This is a genomic window from Chitinophaga sp. RCC_12 (assembly GCF_041360695.1).
Taxonomy (GTDB): Bacteria; Bacteroidota; Bacteroidia; order Chitinophagales; family Chitinophagaceae; genus Chitinophaga.
In genome coordinates, this window is the sequence record NZ_JBFUPS010000005.1 from 335,436 (window position 1) to 350,453 (window position 15,018).

General features: G+C 48.5%; 9 protein-coding genes. 4 read left to right on the top strand and 5 right to left on the bottom strand.

Annotated features, from left to right (window positions below; translation table 11 throughout):
- Positions 1–64 precede the first annotated feature (64 nt).
- Genes AB6805_RS17175 through AB6805_RS17190 form a run of 4 tightly spaced genes read left to right on the top strand, consistent with a single transcriptional unit; the run spans position 65 to position 10,506 of the window.
- The gene (locus AB6805_RS17175) at positions 65–3,397 is read left to right on the top strand and encodes a SusC/RagA family TonB-linked outer membrane protein (protein WP_370910670.1); all 3,333 of its coding nucleotides are present in this window, start codon (positions 65–67) and stop codon (positions 3,395–3,397) included.
- Positions 3,398–3,408: 11 nt separating this feature from the next.
- Entirely contained in the window at positions 3,409–4,797 is a 1,389-nt protein-coding gene (locus AB6805_RS17180; protein ID WP_370910671.1) for a RagB/SusD family nutrient uptake outer membrane protein, read from the top strand.
- A gap of 18 nt (positions 4,798–4,815) precedes the next feature.
- Positions 4,816–6,969 carry a T9SS type A sorting domain-containing protein gene (locus AB6805_RS17185; RefSeq protein WP_370910672.1) on the top strand — a complete coding sequence of 718 codons (2,154 nt, stop codon included), beginning with the start codon at positions 4,816–4,818 and terminating at the stop codon, positions 6,967–6,969.
- Positions 6,970–6,972: 3 nt separating this feature from the next.
- Positions 6,973–10,506, top strand: a complete 3,534-nt coding sequence (locus tag AB6805_RS17190; protein ID WP_370910673.1) for a hypothetical protein — start codon at positions 6,973–6,975, stop codon at positions 10,504–10,506.
- Positions 10,507–10,524: 18 nt separating this feature from the next.
- On the opposite strand, the gene AB6805_RS17195 is transcribed toward AB6805_RS17190, so the two are convergent.
- The 5 genes from AB6805_RS17195 to AB6805_RS17215 all read right to left on the bottom strand — a co-directional run bounded on the left by AB6805_RS17195 (position 10,525) and on the right by AB6805_RS17215 (position 14,878).
- The gene (locus tag AB6805_RS17195) at positions 10,525–11,442 is read right to left on the bottom strand and encodes a helix-turn-helix domain-containing protein (RefSeq protein ID WP_370910674.1); all 918 of its coding nucleotides are present in this window, start codon (positions 11,440–11,442) and stop codon (positions 10,525–10,527) included.
- An 83-nt stretch (positions 11,443–11,525) separates the two neighbouring features.
- Positions 11,526–12,428 carry an NmrA family NAD(P)-binding protein gene (locus AB6805_RS17200; protein WP_370910675.1) on the bottom strand — a complete coding sequence of 301 codons (903 nt, stop codon included), beginning with the start codon at positions 12,426–12,428 and terminating at the stop codon, positions 11,526–11,528.
- 102 nt (positions 12,429–12,530) lie between these two features.
- Positions 12,531–13,085: a cysteine hydrolase family protein gene (locus tag AB6805_RS17205; RefSeq protein ID WP_370910676.1), complete on the bottom strand. Its 555-nt coding sequence runs from the start codon at positions 13,083–13,085 to the stop codon at positions 12,531–12,533.
- A 70-nt stretch (positions 13,086–13,155) separates the two neighbouring features.
- Complete coding sequence (locus AB6805_RS17210; protein ID WP_370910677.1) at positions 13,156–13,740, bottom strand: Crp/Fnr family transcriptional regulator; 585 nt, start codon at positions 13,738–13,740, stop codon at positions 13,156–13,158.
- Between the two features lie 16 nt (positions 13,741–13,756).
- Positions 13,757–14,878, bottom strand: a complete 1,122-nt coding sequence (locus AB6805_RS17215; protein ID WP_370910678.1) for an acyltransferase family protein — start codon at positions 14,876–14,878, stop codon at positions 13,757–13,759.
- Positions 14,879–15,018: the final 140 nt, after the last annotated feature.

Below are 15,018 nucleotides of genomic sequence, written 5' to 3' on the forward strand. Positions count from 1 at the left end.
GTGTGTACCTGATTAAATTTCCACGTTTATGATTGCTAATGTTTAAAATCCACGACTGAAAAATATGATATTCCTTGCCACAGGCACTCTCCCGGCCGTAAAGAAATGGCCCGCCAAACCGCTATGGATCTTTATGACCATCCTGCTGCTGCATTTAAACGCTGCCGCACAACAGGTAACAATTTCCGTAAAAAATGTGCCGCTGGAAAAAGTGCTGGCGCTGTTAAAACAACAAACAGGCTATTCCTTTATCTGGCGCGATCAGCCGGCAGCACTTAACAATGTATCGCTCGAATGCAGGGACCAGCCCCTGGAACAGGTGTTGAAATCCTTTCTGGGTAAGCTCTCCCTCCAATATGAAATAACGGATAAGATAGTAGTGATCACTAAAAAAACAACCTCCCTTCCTGCCGGGAAGGAGTTGAACCGGATCACGGTATCCGGGAGCATTTCGGACGAGAAAGGATCGCCGCTGCCAGGCGTGAGCATCCGGGTAAAAGGTACGTCGCTGGGCATTACTACCGACAGCCACGGTAGCTTCACCCTTGCCGTGCCAGACGATAACAGCATCCTGGTTTGTTCGTATGTAGGGTTTGAATCCAAAGAGGTAAACGTTAAGGGGCAGTCGCTCATCAACATTGTGCTGAAGCTGCAAAGCGCTTCGCTAAACGACCTGGTGGTAATCGGCTATGGCACCCAGCAGAAAAAGAACCTGACTTCTTCCGTAAGTTCCATCAAAGGCAGTGAGCTTACCGGCGTTGCAGTAACCAGCCTGGACGCCGCTTTGCAGGGAAAGGCAGCAGGCATACAGGTAGTGCAGAATTCCGGCGCTCCCGGCGATGAAACGTATATCCGTATACGTGGTAACGGTTCCTTGTTTGGTGAAAACCGCCCGCTGTATGTAATAGATGGTGTGCCCATGAGCAATCTTCCAGCCGCCCAATACGGCGTCTCTGGCGACGGGCAAAGGATTGCAACTACCAACAACATCAATCCCAACGATATACAGTCGGTGGAAATACTGAAGGATGCCGCCGCCACTGCCATTTACGGCTCCAGGGGCGCCAACGGCGTTATCCTCATCACCACTAAAAGAGGTGCGGAAGGTAAGTCGCGTTTTAATTTCAACATGTATACCGGCGTGGCAGACATCCCCAAACGTTTGCCACTGCTGAACGGCGAACAGTTTGTAGAACTGTTCCGGGAATCCCGTGTCAACGCCGGGTTGCCCGTGGATTCCGCGGTAGTAAACACCGGTCGTAACACCGACTGGCAGGACGCCATTTTCAGATCGGCGCCGGTATCTAACTATAATTTATCTATCTCCGGGGGTACAGGAAAAACATCACACTATGTATCCCTTGGTTACCTGGATCAAACAGGCACTATTGTAGGGCTACAACACTATAAACGCTTTAACGGCCGCGTGAACTTTGATTTTGCCGCTACCGACAAATTAAAGATCGGTGTGAATTTAACCGGGGTAAGATCTACCAACAACCGCATGGACAATAGCTTCTCCGGGCAATCAGTACTGGCGCTGGCATTGATAGAAAATCCCAATGACCCCATTTACAATCCTAACGGCACTTACTATGCCGATAAAAACCGCCGCTGGACCAACCCCGTGATGATCGCTAATAACCTCCGGTTCCAGTCGATCGTGAACAGCTATATCGGCAATGTATATGGCGAGTATACCATCCTCCCGGGACTGAAATTTAAAACCAGTTTTGGCTTCGATAACCAGCAGGTAACCGACGACCGGTACCAGTCGAAACTGGTGAACAATGGTTCTGCCGCGAGTGGCTTTGTGTCTGTATTCACACAGTTCTTATGGGTCAATGAAAATACATTATCCTATGCGCCGGTGTTAAAAGGCAAACACAAATTAACGGCCCTCCTCGGTCAAAGCGCGCAGGAAGCCAATGTGAGAAGGATCAGTGTTTCCGGCAATACCAATTCAACCGATATCATCGAGGCAGTTACCGGTTTTACGTCCCTTTCTGCGCCGCTGGATTACCGTTCGCAATGGGGGCTGGTATCCTATTTTGGCCGCCTCAGTTATAATTACGACGACCGGTACCTGCTGGAAGGGGTACTGCGCACGGATGGCTCCTCCCGCTTCGGCGAAAATAAAAAATATGGATTCTTTCCCTCTGTGGCTGCCGGCTGGCGGGTAACCAATGAAGCCTTTATGAAACAGCAGCGTTTTATTAATGAGCTGAAACTGCGTGCCAGCATTGGCGTTACGGGTAACAATGAAGGACTTGGAAGCGACTTTCCCGCACTCGCCACTTATTCCACCGGCTATAATTATGGTTCGGAAGCCGGCATTGCAGCTACCTCTTTGTCAAATGTGGATCTTAGCTGGGAGGCGACTACCGCCACCAACCTCGGGCTGGACCTGAGCTTCTGGGACAGCAGGATCAGTGTTACGGTAGATGCCTACCGCAAACTCACCAACCGTTTGATCTTTAAACTGGACCTTCCCTATACCTCCGGGTTTAACCGCACCAATGGCGCTAATATCGGGCAAATGGTAAATAAAGGACTGGAGATAGGCATCAATACAGATAACATCCGTGGCAAATTTACCTGGAGCACTAACTTTAACTTGTATTTCAACAGGAATAAAATTACCAGTCTGCCTGAAACAGTGGCTGGTGACCCTTCCAGCTCCGACTTTACAGAAAGCCTGCCCGGATCGTTCGGTACCAGTTTGCCCACCAGTATTTTTCGTGTAGGCCAGCCCGTTGGTTCCTTCTTTGGCTATCGCAGCAAAGGAGTAGATCCTAAAACCGGGAACATGATCTATGATGATATCAATGCCGACGGAAGGATAACGGCAGCCGACCGTGTGATCCTCGGCAATGCGTTACCGGATTATACCGGTGGCCTTACCAATACTTTTGGTTATAAGGGAGTGGACCTGAGCTTCTTCCTGTACTGGTCGTACGGCAACAAGGTATACAACCAAACGCGCAACATGCTGGAGCGCATGAGCGGCTACAATAACGGCGACGTACGTACGCTGAACCGCTGGACACCAGAAAACCCCAATACCGATGTGCCGAAGGCCGTGTTCAATGACCCTACCACGCCCAATAGTTTAACCAACGGGGAAGTATCGCAGCGCTTCGTGGAAGACGGATCATTTATCAGGATGAAGAATATTACGCTGGGATATACTTTCCGGACAGAGCTGCTCAAAAAGATAAGGATCAGCAGCGCCAGAGTGTATGCCAGTGCGCAAAACCTCTTCCTGATCACCAGCTATTCCGGCCTGGATCCTGAGTCGCAGAACCAGTCGGTGAAGAACTCGCAGCTGGGTATCGACTGGGCCGTACAACCGCAGCCACGCACGTTCCTGCTCGGATTAAATGTGAACTTTTAAAAGCAGCCACTATGAAAAAATTACGACTTATATATCTTCTCTTCGCATTTGCTTCCTGTACCAAAGTACTGGACCAGGTGCCGGAGTATACCATTGCAGATGAAAACTTCTGGCAAACTGCCAGCGATGCGGAAAGCGCGGCGGTAGGCATTTACCCCGCCATACAAAGTATGTCGATGCAATTCCCAGTGGCTTTCGATGCCGCCTCCGACGCTACCACAGCTTTACTGATCAATTACAGTCCGTTTACCAATCACGGTATCCCGGTGGATAACGCCATTGTAGCAAGCTACTGGCAGAATAATTACACCGGTATTGGTCGCGCTAATGATTTGCTGAAACATGTGCCTGCCATGAAAGACAGCCTGTTTACAGGTGGGCGGAAGGAGCAGTTGCTGGGAGAAGCACATTTTCTGCGGGCATATTTTTATTTCAACCTGGTAAAAGCTTATGGCGCTGTGCCAATGGTACTGGAGCCCTATACTTCTTTTAATGCGGATTTTACCATTGCACGGTCGCCTGTCGACAGTGTTTTTCAGCTGATCATATCAGATCTGAAGGCAGCTGAAGCTGCTTTGCCTGCTACGTTTGCCGCGGCCGCATCTACCAGGGGACGGGCCAGTCAGGGTGCAGCCAAAGCCTTGCTGGCAAAGGCATACCTGAGCGTGAAAAATTATGATTCCGCGGCAGCCAAAGCGCTTGAAGTAATGAATAGCCCGGTATATACGCTGGTAAGCGGCGCTGCGGCCTATAGCAGCATGTTCTCCACCGGCGGTAAAAATAGTACGGAAGCGATATTCGAAATACAGTTTGTAAGTTCTTCTTCACAGGCCAACGGCCTATTCAGTTTATATGTGCCGGTGAATGGCATCCCTGCGGGTATACAGCCCGGTAGTTACCAGATAACGCCCACGGCAAAGATCATTGGCGCCTATGAAACCGGCGATATCAGGAAGAATGCGGCGTTGGGCCTGACTACTTCCAGTCCCGCGGTGCCGTATGTAAATAAGTATACCCGCTTAACCAGTGGTACAGAGCCGGATATTATTGCGTTGCGGCTGGCCGACATTATCCTGGTCAGGGCAGAAGCGCTGAACAACCTGGGCAAAACGGCCGAAGCAACAGAAGCGCTGAACATTATCCGCCGCAGGGCTTTTGCAGAGCCATTAACCGCACCGGGTGGACACGACTTTCCCTATGGCGGGGAGACTAATCTCGCCCTCGCGATAGAAAACGAGCGGTTCAAAGAACTGGCTTTTGAAGGTCACCGGTTTTACGATTTGGTGCGTACCGGCAGGGCAGTAGCAGTATTGGGCATTAACGCAGATCAGGCATTGTGGCCTGTTCCGCTGAGGGAGATAGGACGTAATCCACGGCTGGTACAGAATCATGGTTACTAACATCTTAAATTTATAAAGATGAAAAGAATTACTTCCACGTTATGGCTGTTGTTAACAGCTGCCTTCTGCTATGCGCAGTATACCACCACCTGGGTAGGCAATACTTTTTCCAATGTAACCAGTTATGTGGGCAATTGCGCCCGTTCCATGTGGGTATCGCCGGAAGGAGTGGTATATACTGCCTCATTATGGGATGAGAAGGGACGCAATATCGGCATCTATCAGAATGGAGCTACCATTGGCGGTATGGGCGGTACTAAAGAATCGCAGGGCAGCGCTATTGGTGGTAATGCCACTTATATCTTTACCGCACAACAGGCGCCCAACAGCGGTAAAATAGGACGTTACAACCGCAGCACTAAGCTGCGCGACCTGTTGTTTACCGCCAGCACAGGTACCGGTGATGCCGTCCGCGGTATAGCCGTTTCCGGTGGACGTGTATATGTCAGCGATTCCAGCGGCAACCGCGTGGCGGTATTTACCACTGGTGGCGTTTTAATAAGACAATGGGCCGTTACCTCGCCGGGGCCTATTGCGGTCGACAGCGCCGGCGCTGTTTGGGTAGTGCAGCTGGGTGGCGGCACCATACGCCGTTTCGATTCCACCGGTGTGGCAGGCACGGTGTTGAATGTTGGCGTCACTGCGCGTCCGTCTGCTCTATATGCAGATAGTGCCAGGGGACAATTACTGGTAGGCGATCAGGGACCGGATATGAATATCAAGATTTATACTAACCTAACGGGAACGCCTGTACTGAGTGGTACCTTTGGTGCGTTAGGCGGTTACCTCAATGAAACGGGCGGTATCCGCGGAGCTGCGGGCGACAAGCGTTTTACCCGGGTAGTAGGCATTGGCCGCGATGCTTCCGGTAAGTTGTATGTGCTCAACAATCCCTGGGGAGGGACGTGGGACCTGGGCAGGAACGGGGCTACTGATATTCATTGCTACAGCACAGCAGGTTCACTGTTGTGGACTTTACAGGCGCTGAACTTTGAAGGCTGTGCCGCCGCCGATGCAGGCACTGATGGCGAACTGCTTTACAGCGGAAATATCATTTATTCCTATACCGGCACAGATGGCGGCGCGTATGTGGCCAACACCGTGGATCCGTACCGCTATCCCTGGGATGCGCGGATACAGATGAGCGACCGTGCCCGGGGTGAACATTTTGGCCACCTGGCCAATGTAGGCGGCCACCGGATCCTGGTAGCCAACAACCAGAACGCTGATGTGTTTTACACATATTATTTCAATCCTGCTACAGATGGATACATCGCGATCCCTGGCGATACCATCTCCAAGGTGAGGAATGGATTTTGTCTTGATTCTTTAGGTGATATCTGGATCTCCCAGGATAAAACAAATGCGATCCAGCATTACCCGTTAACGGGTTTTGCCAGCAACGGAAAGCCTATCTGGGGACCGGTGATATCCACGCCTACACCCGCTACCATCGCCCGGTTAAACCAGCTGCAATACATCCCTGCCAGTGATGTGATGGTGCTGGCCGGCGGCAGCACCGACTGGACGCTGATCGGCAACCGCATAGAAGTATATCACGGATGGGTAGCCGGAAATCGTACGCCCGACACCGTTATTACGCTGAGCCGCGCCCAGGCTAAGTCCATGTCGGCCGCAGGAAATTATCTTTTTGTCGGCTACTATGCAATTCCCGATATCGATGTTTTTGATCTTACCACCGGCGCATTGGTGCTTACCATGAACAGCAGTAACCCCAACGTATATGTAGGCAACGATGTGGATTCACAATATGGGATCAAAGCCTATCACCGGTCTACCGGCGAGTACATGATCACCAAAGATGATTACAACGCTAACAAGGTAGTGTTATATCTCTGGACGTCGCCGGCAGCCGTGGATAGCAGTAGCTCCCTGTCCACCCGTAAACTGGTAACGCTGTCTTCGGGATTAAACGTATATCCGAACCCGGTAGTGAATGTTTTGAATGTAGACATCCGGCTAACAAAGCCCAAAACATGTATGGTCTGTATTTACGATTTCTCCGGAAAAATGGTAAAAACAATACCAGGAAAAAGTAGCGGACCGTGGAAGATAGATGTAAGCAGTTTACCGCAGAGCGCCTACATACTGGTAATTTCAGACGCCGGTACTGGTCAGATGATCGGTCAGCGTAAATTTATAAAGCAATAACAGATGAAATATATATGGATGCCGGTGCTGATACTCGTCAGCGCAGTGAGTGGCATGGCTCAGATGAAAGCACCGGAAGAATGGATGAACTATGAAACGGTAATGGGCGTACGAAATAACCAACGGCATTATAGCTATGATGTAATGCTGGTGAAGGCTTCCAACAATACCAATGTGTTGTGGCCCGGAGAACAGCCTGCCTATACGATACAGGTGGTAAACCAGCTCGATGAACCCATAACTACTGAGGGGAAGATAGAACTGATCAGCTATGGCACCAAAGGCCGTCCGGGTGACGTGTGGCAGCCGGAGATGGTGAAATTTGCCACTGTCAGCATTACGCCGGTGAAGGTAAATATTTCCCCGAAGGGATATGTCAACATCGATCACCTTCCCGTAATTCCTTCCCGTTTTGGTGGTTATGCGCTGGTGATGGATCTCGGCAAATATGGCCGAAGGTTTATTACCAGCCTGGTACGCACCTTTGCCGCAAATCCGCAGCGGATACAGTATCCAAAGCAATCGCTCGACGATATGGGCGCTGATTTCCTGCAGCGGATAGGTGTGCAGGCTATTCGTATGGGCGTGGACTACACGCCTACTACCGCCAAAGACTATACGGCAAAAATGGAAGCTATTGACCGTAAATTAAAAGAGTACAGAGAGAAGAATATCACCGTGTTGCTGATGTTTGGAGCGGGATCGGCAGACCAGCCACTGGGCAGACCCCGTTCATTTCTTGACACCGCTGCTGTGATGAAAAAAACAAAGCAGGACATGGTGTGGATGCCTTCGTCCGATAAGGATTTCCAGGAATTTGTACACCGGCTTTGCGTGAAACATGGCTGGCCTAAAGGGCCGGTAACAGCGGTGTCACTGTGGAACGAACCCTGGGAAGGCTTGTCTATTTCCGGCTGGCAATCAGATATTCCGCGTTACCGGGAAATATATACGGTAATGGCCCAGGCCGTACTGGATGCCCGTAAAAAAGGAGCCGATGTGCTGGTAGGCGGTGGCGATTCCAATTCCAATGCCTGGGATAAACTTTTTGCAGATGGTAAAATGACGTTCCTGCCCATCTTCGATTTCTGCTCGATCCACTACCAGGGACTGGAGTCGCCCGCTATTTATCCGGAATGGGTGAACCGTAAATCGCCGCACGGTCGTGTGAAGATCTGGGATACCGAAAGCTGGGTGGGTAATACCGATGATCGTATAGGCCTTACCGTGGCTACCAGCCGTTCCGCCGGCTACGACCGTTCTATGGGTATTTACGCAGGATATATGTATACCGGTGGCCGGGGCAGTGAACATTTCACCCGTAAAATTAATACGCCTGACGGTGTGAAAGAAATTACGCGTATTCCTGATACATGGTCCCAGGCCGCGGCGCTGGGTGCCGTACAGCACCTGGTAGGAGAGCGGGATTTTAAGCAGCTGTTGTTTACCAAAGGACTGCCTTGGGTGATGGTGTTTGACGGGCTTAAAAAAAATCCCGACGATGGCACCGTAGTGATATGTGGCGATATCGGCGAGGCATTTGGTCCGGAACGGGTGCTCTTCCGGGAAGTACGCGGACTGGCGCAAACCGCTGCCGCTGAAAAGTTACGGGCATCCGGGAAGCCGGTTACCTATGAACCTTTAACGGGGGGGAAGATGATCCTGCCTGCTGCCTTTCAGTTATTCGATTTTTACGGTAACCCTATCTTACCGGTAGGTGGCAAACTCGAAATTCCGTTGAACAGCCAGGGATACTATCTTCGGACAAACGGATCCAAAGGTTCGTTTGCCGCTATGCTGGCAGCGCTGAAAACCGCGCGTATAGAAGGGTATGAGCCGGTGGAAATCATGGCAGAAGATATGACTGCGCGTATTGAACAATCACCACTTATGCCACTCCAGGTGACCAATATGCTGAACCGTCCGGTGCAAGGGCGTTTGCAAATCACTTTGGGGGGGCTGGATATTGAAGCTCCCGCTACGGTGAAGCTGGCGCCGCATGAAACCATTACTGTTCCTGTAAAGATCAAAGGGGGCAAGACTTCCGTGAATAACACCTATCCGCTGTCGGTTCATTTTGATGCCGGTGCAGATGGCATGGCAGTGCATGATGAAGATATGCATGTGAACCTTATTTCACGGTTAAGCATACACGTAGATGGCCAGCTGGACGACTGGAAAGCGGCATTGCCCCAAACGGTAAGCAGCCAGGGCGTTGCAGAGGTTAGTTTAACTGAAGCTGCCTGGTATCCATTCAAAAATTTTGACACCCGTGCAAATGGCTATGCTAACGGCTATTTCGCATACGACGACCAATATTTTTATTTTGCCGCCAAAACAGCGGACAGCACGCCGCATCCGGGCACTTACCGTTTTGAACAGCGCCCGGACGATGAGTTCTTTTATCCCGATACCGCCTATGCCATGGACATGCAGGAGGCGCTGATCTGCAAAGAAGGCAATGCGCCTGCAGAAGGAGAGTCGGCATTGCAGCTCCCTGCCGGCAATGGCCGTATCCTGCATTACCTGGAAAGCAGCGATAATACCAATTCATTCGGTGTAGACCTGCAATTGGATTCGCTCACGCAGGTGGCGTTGTACCTCCCTGCGTTGCGGGTGCCGGGAGTGGTACTGGAAGTATACAGTAACGGCGGCCGTTTGTTGCAACGTAAAATCAACAACCTCTGGAACGGCGCCTGGGAAGTATTGCAGCTTTCCGGAAAAGTGAGGATCGTATTGCATAGCAACGGCTGGTGGTATACGCCCAAACTGGCGGCGTTGTTATTTGATGCGCCAACTGCTGCTACCGGTATTTTTGTAAAAGAAGATTTTGATACCCGTGGCAATTGGAAAAACGTATATGGCAAGGCAGGGTATCATATAGTAGGTGTGCCATCGCAATTACCTGCTGGAGTTGCGTTATCGCTGGTGAATAAAGAAGTGAAGTTACCACTGATTTGGCCTTCGGGGGTGCGGCACTATACGTACCGTAAAAACCCGGTAACACCTGATAATTCGGGCCTGGGATATGCTTACGATAATGTGTTGCTGGCATTTAATGTGCTGCCCGAAGGAAAAGACGGAATGCTGGCTTATCCGCCGGGTACCATGCCGCGTTACACCGGGTACAAATGTACGGATTACGAATATGCACTCAACCAGGTGTCGCCCGAATATGGCGGTGGTACAGAAATATGGCGCTTGCTGGCGCCCGGCTTAAACCGGAAACACTTTTTCCCGCGACAACCACGTTCGGAAGGGGAAGGGGCGGTAAGAAACGGGAAGCTGGCGGTGCGCAGGGAGGGCAATACGCTGATCACAGAGTGTGCTATTCCGTGGTCGGAGTTGCCGGAAGTAAAGGCCGCCATTGACAAAGGACAGGCAATTAAGCTATCATTCAGGGTAAACGATAACGGCGCACCCGGTAGCTGCATGGAGCTGGCAAAGGAACGGAGCGTATCAAAATTGAATGCAAGGGCGTTTCATCCCGATTGGAAGGCACATTGGGCCAATGAAGTAAAATTCCGCGCGGAGTGATAGCAACGGGGTAGTCCATCAGCCGAATGACTGCCTGAACTCCAAAGGTGAAAGATTGGTTTTGCTTTTAAACAATTTGCTGAATGATTGCGAATGTTCAAAGCCTAATTCATAAGCAATCTCGCTTACTGATAAATCGGTAGTGGATAATTTCTCTTTGGCTTTTTTAATCAGCTTTTCGTGGATGTGTTGCTGTGCCGTTTGCCCGGTCAGTACTTTTAATAAACTGCTTAAATATTTAGGGGACACGTTTAATGTGCCGGCAACGTATTGAACAGTAGGTAGCCCTTTTTCCATCAGGTTATCACTGCTGAAATAATCTGTCAGCAATTCTTCCAAACGGTTTAGAATTTTGTGATTGGTAATTTTTCTTGTAATGAACTGGCGATGATAGAACCTTTCCGCATAATTGAGTAAGGTTTCTATTTGCGGGATAATGATTTGCTGGCTGAAATTATCAATATTGGAATGATATTCCTGCTGAATGTTTTGAAAGATGTTATTGATAACTATTTCTTCTTTTTCGGAAAGCAGCAACGCTTCGTTTACAGAATAACCAAAATATTCATATTGCTTAATAGTTTTGGCCAAAGGAGTATTCCATAAGAAATCGGGGTGGATCAGCAGCATCCAACCTGAGCGTTTTGCTGTTAAGTTCGGATTAACTTCAAGTCTGAAAACCTGGTTAGGTGAAATAAAAAACATGACACCTTCATCGAAATCATATTCCTGTTGTCCATACACCACCTTGCCGCTCAAGCCCCGTTTTACAGAGATAGAGTAGAAGTCGCAAATCCAGTTTATCCCGCTGTTTTCTGGATGCGGCATCGTAGCATAATCTATCACACTGATTAACGGGTGCTCAGGTTTCGACAAATTCCGGAGTTGATGAAATTCGCTGATTGTTTTAATCCGGTATGGTTTTGTACCTGCCATAATATATTAAACCATTAAGGAACCAGGATTTCCTTAATTCCTTAATGGTTTTATTTTTTTTAGTAATTAAAGATAGTCATTTGCTACTGATTATAAGCGGCCGCGAACTCCTTTACAAAATCAGTAAGTTTAACTTTTCCCAATACTGGCTTGTTCCGGTAGTAGTCTTCATACAGTATACCTCTACCCATACCGGCCTGCATTTCTATAAATCCTTTCGCAATTTGCGGGTTCATTCCTGCCGACAGCCAACCATTCAACAATTGTTCATCAGGGATGACCAGCCATTTCAGATCAGGCTTCCCGATTGCCTGGCCAATAAAATAAGCAGCTTCATCAGGCGAAAATTCGTCGCTTGCGATATAACGGATTTGCCTGCCTTCAAAAGGCATCTCCATTTCTTCGGCAATAACGGTTGCGATATCTACAGGTGAAACCCAGGGCTCTTTGTTGGCGCCTCCATAATTTTGTATGATAGCGCCTTGTGTTTTTATGGTGCGTACAAACGAAAACATATTGGTGTAAAAGCCAACAGGGCGCATAAATTTAATAGAAACATCATCCGGCAGTTGCTTTAATATGTTTTCTACATTGTGATGAAAAATAAGTATACCGTTGTCTTTGTCCATATGCGCGCCAACACTGCTGAGATGCACCACCTGCTTCACGCCTGATTGCAGGATAGCTTGTTTAAAATTGTGCCCAATCTGGCTGATAGTGGCGATGAAGTCAACGTCCTGATCAAAGAAGCCACCGGCCGCGTCAAGTGTTTCCATAACATACACGATATCTGCTCCTTTGAAAGTGACCGATAAAAAATCAGCGTCTTTTATGGTGCCGATCGCAGCTTTTGCACCCAATGCTTCAATGTCTTTTTGTCTGTCAGCATTGCTGCTGATTACGGTAACCGTATGTCCTTTTTGCACTAAATCCTGTGCGAGCGGTTTTCCAATGTTCCCTAACGAACCTGTAAGTACGATGTTCATATAATTGTTTTGTTGTTGATGCAAAGGTCCGCAGCAATCACAAAACAGATGTAGCCAAAGTACTCATTGTTGTAGTCAAAAGGATGGAATCAGGGAGATGTACTACAGCTCCATGAACTCCGCCGCTGTAATTACATTTGCATAGAGGCCATTGAGGGCGGTCATTCCGGCGAGGTAAGCGCTGTTTATTTCTTCTGCCTTTATTGTTTTACCATACAGCTCACGGTTCCGGGTAGCGCATGCATCACCGATAACTGTACTGGTGAAACCGAGGTCCATTGCAGCTCTTACGGTGGCATCCACGCATACATCCGTCATCATGCCGCAAATAACAAGACTGGCAATACCGTTTTGCTGAAGATATTCCAGCAGTGCGGTTTCACGGAAGCTATTCGGATAGTTTTTGATGATTACCTTTTCATCCGGGGCGGGGCTTACACAGTGATGTATGTCTGCGCCGTGGGTATTAGGAAGGAAGAAATCTGCGCCTTCGTTAGTGGAGAAATGTTGTATATGAACAACCGGTATGTGCCGTTTTCTTGCCGTTTGCAATACCTGCTGTGCCTGTTTGCCGGCTTCAGCGGCGTTTACCAGCGTATGTTTGCCGCCATCAAAATAATCATTTTGTACATCAATAATCAACAGTGCTTTTTTCATGTGCTTGTTTTTAGGCCATAAAAGTAGCGGGCTTCTGTTTCCTGGAATTTGAACTAGTTCAAAAAATGCACTATTTGCCGGACAGCTTCTTCCTGATTTTGCTTAAAAATTCATGTGATATACCGAGATAGGCGGCCAGATGTTGCTGGTTGAGGCGTTGTTCGAGGTCCGGGTATTTTTCTATAAATTCCAGATAACGCTTATCGGCAGTTTTGCCTAATGAAGAAATGACCCTGCGTTGAAAGGTGACCAGTGATTTCTGGTTCATGATCCGGAACATCTTTTCTACTTTGGGGAGCGTTTCGTACAGGATGTCTTTATCCGGCTTATTGACGAGGAGTACTTCACTGTCTTCCAATGCCTCAATATTCAGGATAGAGGGCTTCTGGTTAATAAAACTGTCTATATCTGTTGCCCACCAGCCTTCTACTGCGAAGTACAGGATCTGGGCATCACCTTTTTCGTCAGAATAGTAAATACGGAAACAGCCTTTGGTTACAAAGGCTTCATATTTGCAGGTATCGTTTTCCCGCAGAAGAAATGCTTTTTTCTTTATCTTCCTGTGATGAAAATTAACAGTAAACTGTTCAAATTCCGCGTCTGTAATCTGGATGTATTGTTCGATATTCTTTCTAAGCAGTTCAAAATCGGTCATAAATATCTGTTGTGCATCAGCTTTTTGAAGCTGCCAAACTTTCAACGGGTAAACGCTTCTCTTTTATATTTTTATTGCCTTTCGTCAGCCAATTCCTTACCGGCTCATCATAAAAACGTAGTACCAGGTAAGCCAGTAAAACAGATCCCACAAATACTGCAGTGGCAGCCAGGTACATTTCAACCTGACCAGGCTTTTTTGCATTGAGATAATTACCAAAGATCCATACTGCCCAAATATGCGTCATGTACAAAGGATAAGACAGACGGCCGGTAAAGGTGCAGAAACTGCGTATCCAGCCATGTGCCGCTGCGCCGGCGCCTAATGATAAAAGTAACGGAAATGCAAACATCACCAGTATCATCTCCGTAATCCAGTCGTTGGTATGGTGAGGCGACATAAATATGCCAATCAGCAAACCGCCCAGCAGCAAGAAGTTCAGCCGGTTCCTGATGATCAGGTTAAAGCGATACACCGTAAGACCTGCCAGGAAAGAGAAGGATACCCGCGCAAAACCATCCGCAAAAGTAGGTGCATCCCAACCGGTAATGATCCAGCCCCGGTACCTGGCTACAGCCGCAATCCATATGGCTGACAAGCCCAGTAAAACCAGCAGCCAGCGCTTAGCAACGCGTAACAATACCAGCCCGTAAACGATGTTGATGATATACTCCATCAACAGCGACCATGCCGGGGTATTATAGGGAAATAGCCCGCTGCCTCTTCCCGGGAACCAGGGAAAAGGTAACATCAGCAACGAACATACGAAAGCAAGGACTATTTTGCCTACGCCCGCTTCGGCAACAGAAGCCGCACCGATATAGGGATCGAGGATAAAGCCAAGCAAACCAATTACGCTGCCCCATATCACCATGGGATGCAGGCGTATCAGGCGGTTACGGAAAAAAGTCCGCAGACCGAGTTGCGGCGCCCGTTCATCGTAGGCGTAGCCGATCACAAAACCTGATAAGCAAAAGAAAAAATCCACTGCCAGGTAACCATGGCCAATCGGACTTTTAGTATAATCGGGAACCATGAATTCATACAGGTGGAATACAACAATGGAAAGAGCTGCAAGCCCCCTCAAACCATCCAGTACCTCAAAATGTTGCTTGGATTTTAACAGGTTGTTTTCCATAACGATTGAATATAATGATATTAAAATAGGTTGCTGTATCATTAAAGAAAAGCTTTTGACAAAATACAGCTAGTTTTGGTGAAGAAGGTATTATTATTAACTTTTTTGTATTTTGTATCAAAAATATCAACATGGCTTTC